The organism is Leisingera aquaemixtae (assembly GCF_001458395.1).
GTDB classification, from domain to species: Bacteria; Pseudomonadota; Alphaproteobacteria; order Rhodobacterales; family Rhodobacteraceae; genus Leisingera; species Leisingera aquaemixtae.
Map to the genome: position 1 here is coordinate 219932 of NZ_CYSR01000040.1, position 19071 is coordinate 239002.

General features: G+C 65.9%; 19 protein-coding genes. 10 read left to right on the top strand and 9 right to left on the bottom strand.

Going from position 1 to position 19071, the window contains the following annotated elements; genetic code table 11:
* Positions 1 to 5: 5 nt before the first annotated feature.
* The 3 genes from plsX to PHA8399_RS21205 all read right to left on the bottom strand — a co-directional run bounded on the left by plsX (position 6) and on the right by PHA8399_RS21205 (position 2124).
* Positions 6 to 1118, bottom strand: coding sequence for a phosphate acyltransferase PlsX (gene plsX, locus PHA8399_RS21195; RefSeq protein WP_058288059.1), 1113 nt, complete (start codon positions 1116 to 1118; stop codon positions 6 to 8).
* A gap of 37 nt (positions 1119 to 1155) precedes the next feature.
* Positions 1156 to 1362 (bottom strand): 50S ribosomal protein L32, encoded by a 207-nt coding sequence (gene rpmF / locus PHA8399_RS21200; protein ID WP_008558107.1) that lies wholly within the window; start codon positions 1360 to 1362, stop codon positions 1156 to 1158.
* 225 nt (positions 1363 to 1587) lie between these two features.
* The gene (locus PHA8399_RS21205) at positions 1588 to 2124 is read right to left on the bottom strand and encodes a YceD family protein (RefSeq protein ID WP_058288060.1); all 537 of its coding nucleotides are present in this window, start codon (positions 2122 to 2124) and stop codon (positions 1588 to 1590) included.
* Positions 2125 to 2223: 99 nt separating this feature from the next.
* Here PHA8399_RS21205 and PHA8399_RS21210 point away from each other — a divergent pair, with 99 nt between their 5' ends.
* From PHA8399_RS21210 to PHA8399_RS21220, 3 genes are all read left to right on the top strand, one after another.
* A complete protein-coding gene (locus PHA8399_RS21210; protein WP_058288061.1) occupies positions 2224 to 2697 on the top strand; it encodes an outer membrane protein assembly factor BamE in 474 nt (157 codons plus the stop codon).
* An 80-nt stretch (positions 2698 to 2777) separates the two neighbouring features.
* Positions 2778 to 3524, top strand: a complete 747-nt coding sequence (locus tag PHA8399_RS21215; RefSeq protein WP_058288062.1) for a GNAT family N-acetyltransferase — start codon at positions 2778 to 2780, stop codon at positions 3522 to 3524.
* 63 nt (positions 3525 to 3587) lie between these two features.
* Positions 3588 to 5396 carry an ABC-F family ATP-binding cassette domain-containing protein gene (locus tag PHA8399_RS21220; RefSeq protein ID WP_082649602.1) on the top strand — a complete coding sequence of 603 codons (1809 nt, stop codon included), beginning with the start codon at positions 3588 to 3590 and terminating at the stop codon, positions 5394 to 5396.
* 145 nt (positions 5397 to 5541) lie between these two features.
* Here the strand turns inward: PHA8399_RS21220 and PHA8399_RS21225 are convergent, their stop codons facing one another.
* The 3 genes from PHA8399_RS21225 to PHA8399_RS21235 all read right to left on the bottom strand — a co-directional run bounded on the left by PHA8399_RS21225 (position 5542) and on the right by PHA8399_RS21235 (position 8155).
* Positions 5542 to 6096: a sugar O-acetyltransferase gene (locus PHA8399_RS21225; RefSeq protein WP_058288064.1), complete on the bottom strand. Its 555-nt coding sequence runs from the start codon at positions 6094 to 6096 to the stop codon at positions 5542 to 5544.
* A gap of 284 nt (positions 6097 to 6380) precedes the next feature.
* Complete coding sequence (locus PHA8399_RS21230; RefSeq protein ID WP_058288065.1) at positions 6381 to 7136, bottom strand: SDR family NAD(P)-dependent oxidoreductase; 756 nt, start codon at positions 7134 to 7136, stop codon at positions 6381 to 6383.
* Between the two features lie 101 nt (positions 7137 to 7237).
* On the bottom strand, positions 7238 to 8155 hold the full coding sequence (locus PHA8399_RS21235) for a GNAT family N-acetyltransferase (RefSeq protein WP_058288066.1): 918 nt from the start codon (positions 8153 to 8155) through the stop codon (positions 7238 to 7240).
* A 45-nt stretch (positions 8156 to 8200) separates the two neighbouring features.
* Between PHA8399_RS21235 and PHA8399_RS22690 the strand changes: the two genes are divergently transcribed.
* On the top strand, positions 8201 to 8338 hold the full coding sequence (locus PHA8399_RS22690) for a hypothetical protein (protein WP_167592843.1): 138 nt from the start codon (positions 8201 to 8203) through the stop codon (positions 8336 to 8338).
* A 415-nt stretch (positions 8339 to 8753) separates the two neighbouring features.
* On the opposite strand, the gene tyrS is transcribed toward PHA8399_RS22690, so the two are convergent.
* Positions 8754 to 10010, bottom strand: a complete 1257-nt coding sequence (gene tyrS, locus PHA8399_RS21240; RefSeq protein WP_058288067.1) for a tyrosine--tRNA ligase — start codon at positions 10008 to 10010, stop codon at positions 8754 to 8756.
* Positions 10011 to 10153: 143 nt separating this feature from the next.
* Here tyrS and PHA8399_RS21245 point away from each other — a divergent pair, with 143 nt between their 5' ends.
* Positions 10154 to 11263, top strand: a complete 1110-nt coding sequence (locus PHA8399_RS21245; protein WP_058288068.1) for an anhydro-N-acetylmuramic acid kinase — start codon at positions 10154 to 10156, stop codon at positions 11261 to 11263.
* Between the two features lie 66 nt (positions 11264 to 11329).
* Here PHA8399_RS21245 and PHA8399_RS21250 read toward each other — a convergent pair whose 3' ends face one another.
* Entirely contained in the window at positions 11330 to 11749 is a 420-nt protein-coding gene (locus PHA8399_RS21250) for a cupin domain-containing protein (protein WP_058288069.1), read from the bottom strand.
* 57 nt (positions 11750 to 11806) lie between these two features.
* Between PHA8399_RS21250 and PHA8399_RS21255 the strand changes: the two genes are divergently transcribed.
* The gene (locus PHA8399_RS21255; RefSeq protein ID WP_058288070.1) at positions 11807 to 13225 is read left to right on the top strand and encodes a protein adenylyltransferase SelO; all 1419 of its coding nucleotides are present in this window, start codon (positions 11807 to 11809) and stop codon (positions 13223 to 13225) included.
* 158 nt (positions 13226 to 13383) lie between these two features.
* Entirely contained in the window at positions 13384 to 14088 is a 705-nt protein-coding gene (locus PHA8399_RS21260; protein WP_058288071.1) for an endonuclease/exonuclease/phosphatase family protein, read from the top strand.
* 258 nt (positions 14089 to 14346) lie between these two features.
* Here the strand turns inward: PHA8399_RS21260 and PHA8399_RS21265 are convergent, their stop codons facing one another.
* Positions 14347 to 15663 (bottom strand): DEAD/DEAH box helicase, encoded by a 1317-nt coding sequence (locus tag PHA8399_RS21265; protein WP_058288072.1) that lies wholly within the window; start codon positions 15661 to 15663, stop codon positions 14347 to 14349.
* Between the two features lie 350 nt (positions 15664 to 16013).
* Here PHA8399_RS21265 and PHA8399_RS21270 point away from each other — a divergent pair, with 350 nt between their 5' ends.
* The 3 genes from PHA8399_RS21270 (at position 16014) to eno (ending at position 18937) form a co-directional block, all read left to right on the top strand.
* Positions 16014 to 16427: a Fur family transcriptional regulator gene (locus tag PHA8399_RS21270; protein ID WP_058288073.1), complete on the top strand. Its 414-nt coding sequence runs from the start codon at positions 16014 to 16016 to the stop codon at positions 16425 to 16427.
* A 167-nt stretch (positions 16428 to 16594) separates the two neighbouring features.
* The gene (locus tag PHA8399_RS21275) at positions 16595 to 17488 is read left to right on the top strand and encodes a DMT family transporter (protein WP_058288074.1); all 894 of its coding nucleotides are present in this window, start codon (positions 16595 to 16597) and stop codon (positions 17486 to 17488) included.
* A gap of 174 nt (positions 17489 to 17662) precedes the next feature.
* Positions 17663 to 18937 carry a phosphopyruvate hydratase gene (gene eno / locus PHA8399_RS21280; protein WP_058288075.1) on the top strand — a complete coding sequence of 425 codons (1275 nt, stop codon included), beginning with the start codon at positions 17663 to 17665 and terminating at the stop codon, positions 18935 to 18937.
* Positions 18938 to 19071 lie beyond the last annotated feature (134 nt).

The following is a 19071-nucleotide window of genomic DNA, read 5'->3' on the forward strand; positions in this document are numbered from 1 at the left end:
CTATTTCAGTCTTTTTCGGTGGCCGCCCGCGGGGTGCGGGAAGCAGTATTATCTTGGGTATGCGCGCCGGCAGATGCAACCCGCGCGGCCAGTTTTTCGGCGAAACCGTGCTGCGCCAGGCGGAAGGCGAGCTTCACCGCCGCCGAAACGCCGGTGGCATCCGCGCCGCCGTGGGATTTCACCACGGTGCCGTTCAGGCCCAGGAATACTCCGCCATTGACGCGGCGCGGGTCCATCCGCTTGGACAGCCGCTTGAGCGAGGTCATCGCCAGCAGCGCCGCAATCTTGGACAGGAAGGAGTACTGGAAAGCTTCGCGCAGTGCGGTGCGCATCACCCGGGCGGTGCCTTCGCCGGTCTTGATCGCCACATTGCCGGTGAAGCCGTCGGTGACGATCACATCCACCGCGTTGCCGGGAATGTCGCTGCCCTCGACAAAGCCCACGAACTCGTAACTCGCCTGCGCCGCATTGTCCGCAATCAGCCCGAAGGCCTCTTTCAGCTCGGCGCGGCCCTTGTGTTCTTCGGTGCCCACGTTCAGCAGCCCCACCCGCGGGCAGGCGATGTCCATGGAATTGCGCACGTAAGAGGTGCCCATCAGGGCGTATTGCAGCAGGTCCTCGGCATCCGCCTTCACGTCGGCCCCGACATCCAGCATCACGTTGAAGCCCTGCGGGTTCAGCGACGGCCACAGGATCGCAATGGCGGGGCGGTTGATGCCCGGCAGCTTGCGCAGCCGCAGCATGCTGAGCGCCATCAGCGCGCCGGTGTTGCCGCAGGAGACCGCACCGCCTGCCTCGCCGTTCTTGACCGCCTCCAGCGCGGACCACATCGAGGTGCCCTTGCCGTTGCGCATCACCTGCGAGGGCTTGTCCTCCATCGTCACCACATCGCGGACATCGCGAATTTCGACGCGGCCCTTAAGGGCGCGCTTTTTGGCGACAAGAGGTTGCAGCTGCTCGGCGGGGCCGTGCAGGATGAACCCGATATCCGGGTTTTTCTGTGCCGACATGTCAATGCCGGCCACTACAACAGCAGGGCCGGCGTCTCCGCCCATGGCGTCAACAGAAATGATGATGCGGCCGGCTTCTGCCTGATTTTTCGCGGGTTTACCCGTCATGCGAAAGCCTGCCTGGCATCAGGATCCGGTCCGTGGCTTACGCCGCGTCCTCGTCGATCTCGATTTCGTCAGCTGCCGCGACGATTTCCTTGTCGTCGTAATGGCCGCAGGACGGGCACACGTGGTGCGGGCGCTTCAGCTCGCCGCAGTTGCCGCATTCGTTCGGGTTCGCAGCAACCAGTGCATCGTGCGCGCGGCGGTTGTTGCGGCGCGATTTGGATACTTTGTTCTGTTGGACGGCCATGTCTCAACCTTTGTCTGTTTGGGCCTTGGGGCCATCCCCGCGGCGCGATTGCATTCGTGTTCGATCGGTGTGACGTGCGTTTAGGCGGCTGCCTAAGCATTGTCCAACCAAAAATTCCGATGAGCGCGCGAAAATACTGCGAATCTCCGGCGGCGCAAGGTGTTTTTTAGGGCAGCGCCGCGCCCGGCGCCAGAAACAATTTCCGCATGTGCGAAAAAACTGCCTCTAGTCCTCATCTTTGAGCTGCCCGCGCAGCGCGGCAAGCCCGGCAAAGGGTTTGGCGTCCTCGTCCCGCATCGGCGCCACGCCGTCTTCGGCATAGACCGCCTCGCCCAGTTCGGCGCCGTCCTTGCGCGGGTAGGGCGGGATGTGCAGCGCCAGCGCCTCGGCCATCACCTGGCCCGGGTCGATATGGCTGCCCAGCGGCTCGATGCTGTCGTCGTCGGGCATTTCCACCTCGGCGCCTTCCGGCGTTTCGTAGCGGGCGGTATAGGTGAGGTTCACCTTTTCCTCGATCCGGCTTGTCACCGGTTCCAGCGTGACCACGCAGTCCTGCACCACGGTCGCGCCCAGGGCGCCGGTCAGCTGCCAGTCGCGCTTGCCCAGGGCCTTGATCTCTCCGGTGAAGCGGACCTTGCGCAGGGCATTCACCCCCAGCTCTGCGGCCAGGGCGGCCAGCTCCTCCTTGCCCGGGATGATTTCAAAGGCGGTCGGGGTGTTCTGCGGCAGGTCCGCCACCCGCAAAGCGGTGCTCTCAGACATGTTGGGGACTTTCGTTTCTTGAACCGGAAGCGGTCATTAGGTAATCGGGTTGAAAGACGTATTCAAGCCGCGCTGTGCGGCGAGGCTCGGGGGGCCCTCATGTTTCCAAAGGCGTTTCATTACAAGTCCGTTCTGCGCGGCGCGGTATTTGCGGCGGCCGGGCTGGCGCTGGCGGCCTGCGCGTCGGTCTACCGCAAGCATGGCTACGTGCCCACACCGGGCCAGCTGGCCGAGGTGGTGCCGGGGATCGATACAAGGGATTCGGTGGCCGAAACCATCGGGGTGCCGTCCTCGACCGGAGTGCTGAACGAAAGCGGCTACTATTATGTCGCGACCCGCTTCCGCCACTATGGCGCTGCCGCGCCGAAACCGGTGGCGCGGGACCTGGTGGCGATCAGCTTTGACGCGCAGGGCGTGGTGGAGGGCATCCGCCGCTACAGCCTGGAAGACGGCAAGGTGGTGCCGCTGGAACGCCGGGTGACCAGTTCCGGGGTGGAAGACAGCACCTTCCTGCGCCAGCTGCTGGGCAACCTGGGCAACTTCGGCCCCGGCCAGCTTCTGAATTCCGAGTAACCCGGTTTCACGGCTGTGCTGCCGCTTCTGCGCCCGGACATGCGCGCCGCGCCAGCGCGGGCCTGCAGCAAAGGGCAGCCATGGCAGAGCCGGATCTATTGCTGAGCAGAGGCCAGTACCGCGCCCGGCTGGCCGCCGGTGCGGCGGATGTGGCGGCGGCGCAGGCCCTGCGGACGCTGTGTTTCCGCACCCCTGGCACCGACTGCGACGCCTTTGACAGCCGCTGCGCCCATGTCCTGGTCGAGCACGCGGCGAGCGGCACCCTGGTCTGCTGTTTCCGGCTGCTGGTGCTGCCGAACGGCGGCGGGCTGGAGCACAGCTATGCGGCGCAATTCTATGAGCTGCCGGGCCTTCGCGGCTTTGCCGGCCCGATGGCGGAGCTGGGCCGCTTTTGCATCCATCCGGACTGGCACGACCCGGACATCCTGCGGCTCGCCTGGGGGGCAATGACGGGCCTGGTCGACGGGCAGGGGGTGCAGATGCTGTTCGGCTGCGCCTCCTTCGCGGGCACCTCTGCCGCGCCGTATCTGGACACGTTTGCGCTGCTGCGGCAGCGGCACCTGGCGCCGGCGCAGTGGCGGGTGGGGGAGAAGGCGTCCGAGGTGGTCCGCTATGCGGCTGAGCTGCAGCAGGTGCCGGATTTGAGGCGGGCGCTGCAGGCAATGCCGCCCCTGCTGCGGACCTATCTGGCGATGGGCGGCTGGGTCAGCGACCATGCGGTGGTGGACCGGCAGATGAACACGCTGCATGTGTTCACCGGTCTGGAGACCGGCGCGATCCCGGAGGCCCGCAAGCGGCTGCTGCGCGCGGTGGCCGGGGGATTTTGAGTATTTTTGGAAAGATGAACGGGGAGCGTTGACGCGATTTTGCCGCCGGGGTAGCTGGCTGGCATGGCACGTATTCCTCTTTTGCAGATGTCCGGCATTTCCCTCACCTTTGGGGGCGATCCGGTTTTTTCGAACCTCGATCTGGTGGTGCAGCCCGGCGACCGGGTGGCGCTGGTGGGCCGCAACGGCTCGGGAAAATCCACGCTGATGAAGGTGATGGCGGGGATTGTTGAAGCCGATCAGGGTGACATCGTGGTGCCGCCGGGCAAGTCGGTTGGCTACATGGAGCAGGACCCGAAGATGGAGGGTTTTGCTACCTTAGGCGATTTTGCCGCCAGCGAGCTGGACCCCGGCGAAATGTACAAGGTGGAGCGCGCGGGCGAAGGGCTGAAGTTTGATCCGGCAAGGCCCGTGGAAACCGCCTCCGGCGGGGAGCGCCGCCGCGCCGCGCTGGCCAAGCTGATGGCCGAAGCGCCGGACCTGATGCTGCTGGACGAGCCCACGAACCACTTGGATATCGAGGCGATCACCTGGCTGGAGAACGAACTCAAAGGCACCCGCGCGGCTTTTGTGCTGATTTCGCACGACCGGGCGTTTCTGCGGGCGCTGACCCGCGCCACCCAGTGGGTGGACCGCGGCGAGGTGCGGCGCCAGGAGAAGGGGTTTGAGGATTTCGAGGCCTGGCGCGACAAGGTCTGGGAAGACGAGGACATGCAGCGCCACAAGCTGAACCGGCTGATCAAGTCGGAAAGCCGCTGGGCGGTCGAAGGCATCTCGGCCCGGCGCAAGCGCAACATGGGCCGGGTGCGGGCACTGCAGGATCTGAAGGCGGAGCGCGCCGGCCAGATCAAGCGGCAGGGGGCGGCGGAGATGGCGCTGGAGGCCGGCCCCAAGTCCGGCCGCAAGGTGATCGAGGCCGAGGGGCTGAGCAAGGCGTTTGGCGGCAAGCAGATTGTCAGGGACTTCTCGCTGAAGGTGCAGCGCGGCGACCGGGTGGCTTTTGTCGGCCCGAATGGCGCGGGGAAGACCACTCTGCTGAAGATGCTTTTGGGCATGGAAGAGCCGGATGCAGGCAAGGTGCAGCTGGGCACCAATCTGGAAATCGCGCTGTTCGACCAGACCCGCGATCAGCTGGACGGCGATTCGACCCTGTGGGAGAACCTGACCGCCGATCCCTTGCTGGGGATATCCGGCAAGGCGGATCAGGTGATGGTGCGCGGCCAGCCCAAGCACGTTGTGGGCTACCTCAAGGAATTCCTGTTCGACGAGCGTCAGGCGCGGGCGCCCGTGCGGTCGCTGTCGGGCGGCGAGAAGGCGCGGCTGTTGCTGGCGCGGCTGATGGCGCGGTCCTCAAACCTTCTGGTGCTGGACGAGCCGACCAACGACCTGGATGTGGAAACGCTGGACCTGCTGCAGGAGCTTTTGGACAATTACGACGGCACCGTGCTGCTGGTGAGCCACGACCGGGATTTCCTGGACCGGGTGGCGACCACCACAATTGCGATGGAAGGCGACGGCAAGGCCACGGCCTATGCCGGCGGCTGGAGCGATTACATCGCGCAGCGCGGGCCGCTGGAGGTTGCGGAGCGGCCTGAGAAGGTGAAGCCTGCGAAGTCCAAGCCGAAGCAGGAGGCCCAGCCCAAGGACGGCCTCAGCTTCAAGGAAAAGCACCGGCTGGAGGCGCTGCCCGGCGAGATCGAGCGGCTGGAGGCGGAAATCGGCAAGCTGCAGGAGCTGATGAGCGACCCGGAGCTGTTCACCCGCGAGCCGGTCAAGTTCAAGAAGGCCACCGAGGCGCTGGTGGAGCGGCAGGAGAAGCTGGCCGCCGCCGAAGAGGAATGGCTGCTGCTGGAGGAAAAAGCCGGGGGCTGAAGCGGCTTTTTCGATTAGGGCAGCGAGGCTGACCAAATGTTTCGCGCGCGAAACATTTGGTCAAAGTTTCTGCCGTAAAACTTTGGAATTCATTGGGAAATGTTAAGCGCAGGTTAAGGTGGCGGTCGCTGCTTTGACCGTTTGATTACCTGCGCTGAGGGCGCGCGGGATTGCCCGTGACGGTCTCACCTGCGGCGACGTCTTTGGTCACTACTGCCCCGGCTCCGACAATGGCGCCGTCGCCAATGGCGACGCCGGGCAGGATGATCGCACCGCCGCCGATCCAGACATCTGCACCAAGGGTAACGGGATAGGCGATCTCAAGGCCCTTGGCCCGCAAGACCCTGTCCTTGTGGTGCTGTGCGCAATAGATCTGCACATTTGGCCCCAGCATGGTGCCATTGCCGACGGTGACTGGGGCGGTGTCCAAAATGGTGCAGCCCGCGTTCATGTAGACATTATTGCCCAGGGTGATGTTGAGGCCATAGGCGCAGTGAAACGGCGCCTCGATCAAGCAATTTTCGCCGTGGGCGGCAAAGAGCTTGGCGAGCGGCGGGCTGAGCTGTTCCGCAGGATCAGGGGGCGCCCCATTGTGCTGGTGCACCGCTACCCGGGCCTGATGGCGCAACGCTGACAGTTCGCTGTCCCGGCAACAGTACCACTCACCCGCCTGCATTTTCTGCCGTTCTGACTTGGTCATGGGGGGCCTCCTTGCCGCGAGTGAAGGGTGGGCGGCAGGGATTGTCAATTGCCCGGGGAGCTCCCGCGCCCGCAGGGGCCATGGCTGCGCCAAGGCGCCTTTGTGCGGCCTTGGGCCGCGCACCGCTGGCGCGGTGTGAAGGGGATTGGCTGAGAAGCGCTTCAGGGGCAGGTTTGCCCTGAAGACGCGTTTTCGAGTGTGTGATCCGCTGCTTGCGCGTCAAGGGTGAACCGTGCTGCGCACGGCGGCTGTGCCGCCCTTGACCCGCAACCAGCGGCGGGGCGTCAGCGCATGCGCAGAGCGCCGTCGATGCGGATGACCTCGCCGTTGAGGTAGCCCATTTCGACGATGAAACCTGCGAGGCGGCCGTATTCGCGCGGATCGCCCAGGCGGGCGGGGTTGGGGACGTCTGCCGCCAGCTGCTGCTGCACTTCTTCCGGCAGGCCCGCCAGCATCGGGGTCATGAAGATGCCCGGCGCGATGGTCATCACCCGGATGCCGGAAGACGCCAGATCGCGCGCCATCGGCAGGCACATGCCGGCAACCCCACCCTTGGAGGCGGCATAGGCGGCCTGGCCCTTTTGCCCGTCAAAGGCTGCGATGGAGGCGGTGTTGATGATCACGCCGCGGGCGTTGTCATCATCGGGCGTGTTCTTGGCGATTTCCACGGCGGCGAGGCGGGCGACGTTGAAGGTGCCGACCAGGTTGATGTCGATGGTGCGCTTGTAGGCATCGAGCGGGTGCGCGCCCTCCTTGCCCACGGTCTTGGCGCCGATGGCGATGCCCGCGCAGTTCACGCAAGCGGTGATCTTGCCCATCTTTTCCGCCGCATGGGCGATGGCGGCAGAGACCGACTCTTCGCTGGTCACATCGGTCTGGGCGAAATGCCCGCCGATTTCTTCTGCCACCTGGGGGCCGCGCTCCGCATCGCGGTCGAGGATGGTGACCTGGGCGCCTTGTTCGGCGAAATAGCGCGCGGTGGCCTCACCCAGGCCGGATGCGCCGCCGGTGATCACGGCTGCGGTATCTGTAAGTTTCATGAGCGGGGCTCCTCCCGATTATCTGAACGTGCGTTCATATAATGGGTTTGCCCCAGGCCTGTCCAGCGGGACGGGGCGTCGCGGCCGCGGCAGCGCGGATGTCAGCCTGCCATCAGGCGCCGGTCGAGCCGTGCCAGCGGGCGCAGCAGGCGGCCGAGCGGCGGCCAGAGGCCCCAGGTGCCGCCCAGCCGGTGCAGTCTGGCGCCGGTGCCGAGCTTGAACCGGGCCAGGCCGGGAGCGTCCTCGGTATTGATGAGGCCCAGATCCAGGCGGCAGATGCCTTTTGAGGCAAGCCAGCTGGCGGCCTCCCACAGCAGGAGCGTATGGGCGCTGAGCTGTTTGCCGCGCCGGGTGGTGTGGGCGATGTGGTAGGTGGCGGTGCTGCCGTGGGTGAGGATCAGGATGGCGGCGGCGGGGTCCTTGCCCTCAAAGGCCTGAAAGAGTTTCGCCTGCCCCTTGTTTTCGCGCGCATAGGCGAGGGTGAGGCCAATGGGCCAGCTGCGGTAACCGCGCATCGTTTGCTGTTGCGCGTCGGCCTGAAACAGCCAGTGGCGCACGTCGTGCGGCAGGTTCTGGCGGGTGAGGCGGAGGGTCTGCGCCTCGCCGTGTTTCAGCCGGTTGCGCCATTTCTGATGCAGGGCGGCGCGGCGCTGGTCCGGATCGCCGGTCAGATCCCAAAGCGCAGCATGGGCTGGCGTGGCCAGCGGCACCGCGCCGAGGCGGGCGAGATGCGGCGCCGGGGCCTCTGGCGACAGGATCAGAGGGGTGCGGCCCAGGCCCTGGCCGCGCAGCGCGGCCATCAGCGGGGCGGGGTTGCCGAGGTCCGCCCGGTTCACCATCGCCAGCCGCAGCCCGCCGGGCAGGCGGCGCTGCAGCACCAGCGTGCCGTCCAGCACCAGCGGCGCCTGGCCGCAGGCCATCAGCGCGCGGGCAAACTCCGGCGATTGCTGGAGGGCGCGAAGCTGCGGGCGGGCGGTTGCCGCGGCGGGCAAGTCGGGATCGGGGGCGCTGTCGAACATGGCCCCATTAACGCGCTGGAAACCTAAATCAGGGTTAATGAACGCATGAAAAAGGCAACACAGATCATGGGGCAGACGGCGGCGGCCCCGCGGATGACCAAGGCAGCGGCGCTGCTGATTGCGATCGGCCTGTCGGTGCCGGTGTTTCTGGTAATGACGGTGGTGGAGGCGGTGGTGTTCTGAGGCGGCCGGCCGGGCTCCCGCGCCCGCAGGTGCATTGGCTATGCCGCTGTGCCTTTGTGCGGCCTTGGGCATGGCGCCGCTGCGCGGCGCGCTGCTGCGCAGCAAATAGATTGCTGAGAGGCGCTTAAGGTCAAACCTGCCCTTAAGCGCCAGTTCCAGCCTATTCCGGCCAGCTCCGCCTCAAGGGTAAACCGTGCTGCGCACGGCCGCTGGCGTGGCCCTTGACCCGGGGATGGACTCGGTGCTGATCTGTTGCGGATCGAAGCCAGGGAAGCGCCGCCGCGCCGCGCGGCAGCGCGGCGCCATGCCCAACCATGAAGCTCCATCTTTGATGCAGCTGGAATGGGCGGGAGATCCTGCGGCCATGAAAAAAGGGAGCGCGGAGGCTCCCTTTTCCCGTTTCAAGCCGAATGGTTCAGCCGTCCAGCCGCACCAGGGCGTGGCGTTTTTTGCCCGCGCTCAGCTTGATCGGCGAGGCCAGCGCGCCCGCGTCGATCATCAGGCCTGCGTCGGTCAGCGGCTGGTCGTCGATCTTGGCGCCATGCTCCGCAATCAGGCGTTTGGCATCCTTGCCGGATTTGGCGAGGCCGGATTTCACGATCAGCTGCACGATCGAAATGCCGTCGCCCAGATCGGCGGGCGACAGGGTCAGGGTGGGAAGGTCATCGCCGACACCGCCCTTCTCGAACACCTCGCGCGCGGTGGCTTCCGCCGCTGCTGCCGCTTCGGCGCCGTGGCACAGGGTGGTCACCTCATTGGCGAGGATCACCTTGGCGGCGTTGATCTCCGATCCTGCCAGCGCGCCCAGACGCTCGCATTCCGCCACCGGCAGCTCAGTATAGAGCTTGAGGAACCGGCCCACGTCCGCATCGGTGGTGTTGCGCCAGAACTGCCAGAACTCATAAGGCGACCGCATCTCCGCATTGAGCCAGATCGCGCCTTCGGCGGTCTTGCCCATCTTCTTGCCGTCCGAGGTGGTCAAGAGCGGCGAGGTGAGGCCATAGACCTCATGGTCGATCACCCGGCGGGTCAGGTCGATGCCGTTGACGATATTGCCCCACTGGTCCGAGCCGCCCATCTGCAGGATGCAGCCGTAGCGGCGGTTCAGCTCCATGAAGTCGTAGGCCTGAAGGATCATGTAGTTGAATTCGAGGAAGCTGAGCGACTGCTCGCGGTCGAGACGCGATTTCACGCTTTCGAACGACAGCATCCGGTTCACCGAGAAATGGCGGCCGATGTCGCGCAGGAATTCCAGGTAGTTCAGGCCGTCCAGCCATTCGGCGTTGTTCAGCATCAGCGCCTTGTTCGGCGCGTCGGTGTCATAGTCGATGTAGGCAGAGAACACCTTCTTGATGCCCGCGATATTGTCGTCGATCTGCGTCTCGGTCAGCAGCGGCCGTTCGTCGGCGCGGAAGGAGGGGTCGCCCACCTTGGTGGTGCCGCCGCCCATCAGGGTGATCGGCTGGTGGCCGGTTTTCTGGAACCAGCGCAGCATCATGATCTGGATCAGCGAGCCGACATGCAGCGACTTCGCGGTGGCGTCAAAGCCGATATAGGCCGGGCGCACACCTTGCAGCAGGGCTTCGTCCAGCCCTTGATAATCGGTGCAGTCCGCGAGGAACCCGCGTTCCATCATGACTGCGACGAAATCCGATTTCGGTGTGTAGGTCATAACATGCCTCGGTCTATGGTTTTGCCCCATGCCCTATAAATCGCATTGACGTGGGTTGGAACCTGTTTTCCCGGCAAAATATGCGCTGTAGTATGCGGCGCGAACGGGCGGGACGGCCCGGATCCTAGAAAGGGGCAGGGGCCATGAGCAAGGCCATTGGGAAAACGGGCGCGGTCAGGGCGCTTGGCGCGATGAGCGGCACCTCGCTGGACGGGGTGGATGCGGCGGTGGTGGTCACCGACGGCGCGCGCATTCACGGGTTTGGCGAGAGCAGTTACCGGGAGTATTCGGCAGAGGAGCGCAGCGTCCTGCGCGCGGGGCTGGGCAAATGGACCGGGCCGGAGGTGGAGGCCGCGGCAGAGGTTTGCGATGCGGCCCATGCGGCGGCGCTGGCGGAGTTCGCGGATGTGGAGATCGTCGGCTTTCACGGCCAGACCCTGGCCCATGCGCCGCGGCTGCGGGGGACCCTGCAGGTGGGCGACGGCGCGGCGCTGGCCGAACATCTGGGCAAGCCGGTGGTCTGGGATTTCCGCTCTGACGATGTGGCGATGGGCGGCGAGGGCGCGCCGCTGGCGCCGTTCTTTCACTTTGCCTGCGCGAAATACATCGGTGCGGAACGGCCCTTGTGCTTCCTGAACCTCGGCGGGGTCGGCAACCTGACTTATGTGGATCCGCGGTTCGAGAGGCCGGAAGAACCGGGCGCGCTCTTGGCGTTTGACACCGGTCCGGCCAATGCGCCGGTCAATGATCTGGTGCAGGAGCGCTTGGGCATTCCCTGGGACGCGGACGGCAAGGTGGCGCGCTCCGGCACCGTGGAAACCGGCGCGCTGGAGCTGTTTCTGGCTGAGCCCTATTTCGCAAGGATGCCGCCCAAGTCGCTGGACCGGAACGATTTTGCCGAGATGGTCGGGCTGGTCAAGGAGCTGAGCGATGCGGATGCGGCGGCGACCTTGGTCGCCATGTGCGCAGCCGCTGTGGCACAGGGCATGGAGCATTGCCCGGAATCGCCGGAGGTCGTGCTGGTCACCGGCGGCGGGCGCCGCAATCCGGTGCTGATGGAGATGCTGCGGGTGTCGCTCGATTGCCCGGTTAAGCCGGTGGAGGATGCTGGGCTCGACGGCGACATGCTGGAGGCGCAGGCCTTTGCCCATCTGGCGGTGCGTGTGGCGCGCGGCCTGCCGACTTCGGCACCCGGCACCACAGGGGTGAGTGCCTGTGTCGGCGGCGGGGTGGTCAGCGTGCCGGAGGCGTGAGCGCTGCGGCCGGGCGCAAGAATTTTCTGAAAATTCTTGCCAAATTTCTTCAGAAGAAATTTGCGCTTAGCCGCGCGGAATGTCGAAGCCCGGAGCGGCGAGCTCAAACCCCTCGAACTCGAACCCCGGCGACACCGTGCAGCTGACCAGCGTGTAGTCCCCGGTGCTGCGGGCGGCCTGCCAGTGGCCTTCCGGCACGATCAGCTGCGGCGCGCCCTTGGCCAGATCCGGGGTCAGCAGGTGGTCCTGCGCCGGGCCTTCGTCCGTTGCCGCCAGCGACAGCACCAGCGGCGCGCCGGCGTGGTAGAGCCAGATCTCAGCCGCATCGACGCGGTGCCAGTGGCTGGCCTCGCCGGTCTTCAAAAGGAAGTAAATACAGGTGCCTGCGGGGCGCCCTTCGTTCCCGGCCCGCCAGGTCTCTCTGTACCAGCCGCCCTCCGGGTGCTGCTGCAGGCCAAGGTGTTCGATGATCTGATCCGCGTCCATGCCTGCTCTCTCCGCTTTCATGCTGGTAAATCTCAATCCCGATCATATGTTTGGGCCATGACACTCAGGATCCCTTTTGACAACACCTACGCCGCTCTGCCAGGGCAGTTCCACTCCAAACTGCCTCCGCAGGCGGTGAAGGCGCCCCGGCTGGTGGCGTTCAACGAGGATCTGGCGCGGACCCTGGGGATCACGCCCGGAGATTCGGCGGAGATGGCGGAGATGTTCGGCGGCAACCGGGTGCCGGACGGCGCCGATCCGCTGGCGCAGCTCTATTCCGGGCATCAGTTCGGCACGTACAACCCGCAGCTGGGCGACGGGCGCGCGATCCTGCTGGGAGAGACCGTCGGCACCGACGGCAAGCGCCGCGACATCCAGCTGAAAGGGTCGGGGCGGACGCCCTATTCCCGGGGCGGCGACGGGCGCGCGTGGCTGGGGCCGGTCCTGCGCGAATATGTGGTGAGCGAGGCGATGCACGCGCTTGGCATTCCGACCACCCGGGCGCTGGCGGCGGCGGAGACCGGCGAGACCGTCTGGCGCGAGGGCGGCTTGCCCGGTGCGGTGCTGACGCGGGTGGCGGCAAGCCATCTGCGGGTCGGGACGTTCCAGGTGTTCGCCGCCCGCGGCGACAAGGCGAGCCTGCGGCAGCTGACGGACTATGCCGTTGCCCGCCATTACCCGGGGGCGGAGGGGCCGATGGGGCTGCTCAGCGCGGTACGCGATGCGCAGGCCGAGCTGATTGCGGCGTGGATGGCGGTGGGCTTCATCCACGGGGTGATGAACACCGACAATTTCTCGATCTCGGGGGAGACCATCGACTACGGGCCGTGCGCCTTCATGGATGTCTACCACCCGCACACGGTGTTCTCCTCGATCGACCGCGGGCGGCGCTATGCCTATGCCAACCAGCCCTCGATTGCGGTGTGGAACCTGGCGCAGCTGGCGACCGCGCTGATCCAGCAGCTGGACGACCCGCAGGACGGTGTCGCGCAAGCCACTGAAATCGTGCACGCGATGCCGGACCGCACGGAGGCAGCCTGGCTGGCCCGCTTCCGCGCCAAACTGGGGATCACCTCGGCCCGGGAGGGCGATCTGGAGCTGGTCACCGCCCTGTTGCAGCTGATGGCGGAAAACCAGTGCGATTTCACCAATACCTTCCGGGCTCTGGCAGAGGGCACGGCACGGGATCAGTTCACCGGTCCGGCGGCCTTTGACGCCTGGGCGGAGGGCTGGCAGGCGCGGCTGGAGGGGGAGCCGGACCCGCAAGCGGTGATGCGCCGCGCCAACCCGGCCTTCATCCCGCGCAACCACCGGATCGAGGACATGATCGCAGGCGCGGTGGCAGGGGATTACACCCTGTTCCACCGGCTGAACGATGTGCTGGCCCGCCCTTACGACGACCAGCCGGAGCACGCCGATCTGCAGCGCGCGCCGCTGCCCGAGGAAGTGGTGCAGGCGACCTTCTGCGGCACCTGAGCCCTTGTTCTTCTGGCTGGAAATATCCTCGGGGGTGAATTGAGCCGCAGGCTCAAGAGGGGGCAGACAGCCCCCTGCGCCCCCCCTGCGGCCGGATGCCGGTTGTGCTAGGGCCGCATTGTGCGCCACACTTTCGCAAAGCCCCGGAGAGAGAGCAGATGCCGAAGAAACCGCCGCCGGATACCCTGCGGATTGCCACCTACAACATCCAGAAATGCGTCGGCATGGACCTGCGCCGGCGGCCGGAGCGCACCTTGCAGGTGCTGTCCGGGCTGGGCGCCGATGTGGCGGTTCTGCAGGAGGCCGACAAGCGGCTGCCGCCGCGGCCTGCGGCGCTGCCGCATTTCCTGGTCGAGGAGACCGGCTGGCAGGCGGTGGACCTGGGCGGGGCGGGGTCACTGGGGTGGCATGGCAATGCGGTGCTGTTCCGCGACAGCGTGCGGCTGCGGGCCGAGGGCCATATCGCGCTGCCGGGGCTGGAGCCGCGCGGTGCGGTCTGGGCGCTGTTTGAAACAGAGGCGGGGCTGGTCCGGGTGATCGGTGCGCATCTGGGGCTGCCGGGGCGCGCCCGGCGCGGGCAGATGCATGCGCTGGCCCGGGCGGCGGAGGCGGATAACGCCGCAGTGGTGCTGGCCGGGGATTTCAACGAATGGTCGCGCTCGCCGGTGCTGGAGCATATCGCCCCGGCGCTGACCTTTCTGCCGCCGAAAGCCAGCTTTCCGGCGCTGCGGCCGCTGGGGGCGCTGGACCGGATCGCCCATTGCCGGCGGCTGGAGGCGGTTGCGCATGGGGTGCATGGCGCGCGGCCGGCGCATATCGCCTCCGACCATTTGCCGGTCTGGGCGGATTTGCGCGCGGTCTGACTGTCAGACTGGCTGATTGTCTCGGAAGGGGAGGTCTCCCGCGCCCGCAGGCGCTTCAGGCTGCGCCTGAAACCCCCTGGCGGCCTTGGGCCGGGCGCTGCTGCGCAGCGCAGAGTGTTTTCTGCTGAGAGGCGCTTAAGGGCAGGATTGCCCTTAAGCGCCATTTCAAGTGTGTGATGTGCTGATCCGCGTCAAGGATGAACAGCGCTGACGCGCTGCGGCTTTGCCGTCCTTGACCCAGATCAGCACGGGGATCGGTCAGCGCGCGCGCTGTTTCTGGCCGCGGCGCTGGGCGTTTGCGGGTGCTCCGCCCTGCGGTTTGCCCTGGCCGCTGCTGCTGCCGGCGCCGCCACGGCGGCGCTGGCCGCCGGGCTTGCTGCCGCCGCGGCGTCCACCGGGACGTCCGCCCGGTTTGCCGACGGGCGCTGCCGGGTCAGGCATCGCTTCCCAGGCGCGGCCGGAGGCGACGGGGATGGTGATCTTCATCACCTTCTGGATCGCCTTCAGCTCTTCCATCTCATCCGGAGAGCAGAACGCGATGGCGGAGCCATCCTTGCCCGCGCGCGCGGTGCGGCCGATGCGGTGCACATAAGCGTCGGGCACATTCGGCAGCTCGTAATTGTAGACGTGCTTGACGTCCGGGATATCCAGGCCGCGGGCGGCCACGTCGGTGGCAACCAGCACCTTGATGTCGCCGGATTTGAATGCGGCGAGGGCGCGTTCGCGCTGGCCCTGGCTTTTGTTGCCGTGGATCGCGGCGGCGGCAAAGCCTGCCTTGTCCAGCACCTTCATCAGCTTTTCCATGCCGTGTTTGGTGCGCCCGAACACCAGCGCGCGCTCGTGCTTGTGCTCTGCCAGCAATTCCTTCAGCAGGCTCAGCTTTTCGGCCTTGGCGATGAAGTGCACCGACTGGGTGACCTTGTCGGCAGCCTTGCCCGGAGGCGAGACTTCGATGCGGACCGGGCTTTGCAGGTAGGAGTTGGCGATCTCGTTCATCTGCTTGGGCATGGTGGCCGAGAACAGCATGGTCTGGCGTTCGGCGGGCAGCAGCGCCGCAATCTTGCGCAGGGTGTGGATGAAGCCGAGGTCCAGCATCTGGTCGGCCTCATCGAGCACCAGGAAGTCGCAGGAGCCAAGGTCGAGCGCGCCGCGGTCGAGGATGTCGATCAGGCGGCCCGGGGTGGCGACCAGGATGTCGGTGCCCTTGGCAATGCGGGAGATCTGCGGGTTGATGGAGACGCCGCCCACCACCAGGCCGACCTTCATCGGGGTGCCTTCGGTCAGGCCCTTCAGGGTGTCGGCGATCTGGTTGGCCAGCTCGCGGGTGGGGGCCAGCACCAGGCCGCGCACGGTATTGGCGGCGGGTTTACGGCCGTATTGCATCATCTGCGCGATCAGCGGCACGCCAAAAGCGGCGGTCTTGCCGGTGCCGGTCTGCGCCAGGCCCAGAACGTCCTTGCCGTTCAAGGCATGCGGAATGGCGCGGGCCTGGATCGGGGTGGGGTCATTGAGGCCCATGTCCTGGAGACGGGCAAAGAGCTTTTCAGGAAGCCCCATGGTCGAAAATTCAGTCACGTATCGTCCTTTCACGGCCCTGCGCTCAGCACGGGCCGGATCCGCTGCAGCACAGCGGTGTCTTGCGGGGCAGGGACCTCGGGCGCGCGCTGGCCGGATGCCAGGCCGCTGGCCTCTGCAATCCCCACGCGTGATTTTGGGAATGGCGGCATATCACTAGACCCCGGGTGTTCTGTCACGCACATGCGGTACGGCCGGTATTGGTCTCTGCTCACGCGGCAGGGAGGGATGCCTGTGAGCCAAATGGCTGTGGATAAGCGGTTTGTCAACTGTTGATGCGTGTGAAAAGCCGGTTTTCGGCGCAGGTTGCATCCGTTAAAGAGGAAGCCCAGAAAACCGCGAGGACGTAAATGGCAAAGACGATTATCGCCCGCTGCGAGCGCAAGGGCCTGCGCATGACCGGCCAGCGCCGGGTGATTGCCCAGGTGCTGCAGGACAGCGATGATCACCCGGACGTCGAGGAGCTGTACGCCCGCGCCAGCGCGATGGACGCCGGCATTTCGATCGCCACCGTGTACCGGACGGTGAAGCTATTTGAGGAGGCGGGCATTCTGGAGCGGCTGGAGTTCGGCGATGGCCGCGCGCGCTATGAGGATGCCGAGCGCGAGCATCACGACCATCTGATCGACATGAACACCGGTGAGGTAATCGAGTTCTGCGATCCGGAGATCGAGGAGCTGCAGGAGCGGATCGCCCGCAAGCTGGGCTATGAGCTGCGCGGCCACAAGCTGGAGCTTTACGGGGTGCCGCGCAAGACGGATTGAGGCGGCGCTGGCGGCCTGCGATGCATGTCGTATCACAAAAGGTGATATGTCTGCTAACGTCTTGTCATGCAGCGGCGCCGGAAACGGAGTTGCCGGGGCGCGGGCGCTGATGTTTTTTGTCCGGACGGTCCGGCACGCAGCCGGTCCGCAAGACAGGACGCGCCTTCATGAACAATCTGCACGGCATTCTTCTGGTCATTGCCTCGATGGCTTTCTTCACGCTTGAGGACATGTTCATCAAGCAGCTGTCGGGCACCTTGCCGGTCGGGCAGATCCTGATCTGCCTGGGGGTTGGCAGCGGGCTGGTCTTTGCGGTGATGGCGCGGATGCAGGGGCACAGCCTGTTTGCGCCGCGCTGCTGGCGGCTGCGGCCTGTCCTGCGGGCATCGACTGAGGCGGTGTCGGCGATGAGCTTTGCCTCGGCGCTGGCGCTGGTGGATATTTCGGTGGTGGCGGCGGTGTTTCAGGCAACGCCGCTGGTGATCACCATGGGGGCGGCGCTGTTTCTGGGCGAGCAGGTCGGCTGGCGGCGCTGGCTGGCGATCTGCGTCGGCTTTGCCGGGGTCTTGCTGATCATCCGGCCGGGGCTGGACAGTTTCGAGCCTGCGGCGCTGCTGGTTGTGATCGCGGTGCTGGGGGTTGCGATGCGGGACCTGATGACGCGGGTGATGGACAGTGCGGTGCCTTCCACCGTTGTCAGTTTTCAGGCGTTCCTGGCGGTGATCCCTGCGGGTCTGCTGCTGCTGGCCTTCACGCCCGGCGAAGTGCAGGCGATGGAGCAGAGCGAATACCTGATGATGGCAGGCGGGGTGCTGTTCGGGGTGTTGGGGTATTACGGGATTGTCACCGCGACGCGGGTGGGGGACGCCTCGGCGGTGACGCCGTTCCGCTATACCCGGCTGCTGTTCTCGATCCTGGCGGGCGTGCTGGTCTTTGGCGAGCGGCCCGATGCGCTGACCCTGGCGGGGGCTGCGCTGATTATCGGGTCGGGGCTTTACACCTTTGTGCGCGAGCAGCGGCTGGCACGGCGGGCGCGCCGTGCGGCAGCGGCTGCGGCCTGACGTCCCGGCTGGCAGAAATCCTCCGCCCTGTTGGCGCAAACAGCGGTTTGTTAGCCCTAACCTGCCGGATTTAGGCGTGTTAGCGATAACGAGTGTGGTTTACATTTCCGCCGCGGCTGGTATGACGCTGGCAGCAAAACGCGCCGCTTTCAGGCACCACACAAGGATGGACAGATGAGCACCATTATCGACATTCACGCCCGCGAGATCCTCGACAGCCGGGGCAACCCGACGGTTGAGGTCGACGTGATCCTGGAAGACGGCACCATGGGCCGTGCTGCCGTGCCCTCGGGCGCTTCGACCGGCGCCTATGAGGCGGTGGAGAAGCGCGACGGCGACAAGTCCCGCTACATGGGCAAAGGCGTGCTGGAAGCGGTTGCCGCCGTAAACGGCGAGATTGCCGAGGAACTGGTCGGCTTTGACGCCACCGAGCAGGTCGCCGTTGACCAGGCGATGATCGAGCTGGACGGCACCGAGAACAAGGGCCGCCTGGGCGCCGATGCGATCCTGGGCGTGTCGATGGCGGTGGCCAAGGCCGCGGCCGATTTCACCACCCAGCCGCTCTACCGCTATATCGGCGGCACCTCCGCCCGCGTGCTGCCGGTGCCGATGATGAACATCATCAACGGCGGTGAACATGCCGACAACCCGATCGACATCCAGGAATTCATGATCATGCCGGTGGCCGCGGACAACATCCGCGACGCGGTGCGCATGGGCTCGGAAGTGTTCCACACCCTGAAGAAAGAGCTGTCGGCGGCGGGTCTGTCGACCGGGATCGGCGACGAGGGCGGCTTTGCCCCGAACATCGCCTCTACCCGCGAAGCGCTGGATTTTGTGCTGAAGTCCATCGAGAAGGCCGGTTACAAGCCGGGCGAGGAAATCTACCTGGCGCTGGATTGCGCGGCGACCGAATATTACAAGGACGGCAAATACGTGCTGTCCGGCGAGGGCAAGACCCTGTCGTCGGAAGAGAACGTGGCCTATCTGGCGGCGCTGGTGAAGGACTACCCGATCATCTCGATCGAAGACGGCATGTCCGAGGATGACTGGGACGGCTGGAAGGCCCTGACCGACGAACTGGGCGGCAAGGTGCAGCTGGTCGGCGACGACCTGTTCGTGACCAACCCGGCGCGTCTGGCCGAGGGCATTGAGCGCGGCTGCGCCAACTCGATGCTGGTGAAGGTGAACCAGATCGGTTCCCTGACCGAGACCCTGAAAGCCGTCGATATGGCGCATCGCGCGCGCTACACCAACGTGATGTCACACCGCTCCGGCGAGACCGAGGATGCGACCATTGCCGATCTGGCGGTGGCCACCAACTGCGGCCAGATCAAGACCGGCTCGCTGGCGCGCTCTGACCGGCTGGCGAAGTACAACCAGCTGATCCGCATAGAGGAAGCGCTGGGCGAAGTGGCCGAATACGCGGGCCGCTCGATCCTGAAGTAAGAGCGTTCCGTTTGGACGCTGAAAAGCGCCTCGAACGTTTGTTCGGGGCGCTTTTTTATGGCAGGGAAGCCGAATGTGTTTGACGGCGGTCTTGCGCAAGGCTGGCTTTGGAACGCCGCAAGCGCCGCGGTGCC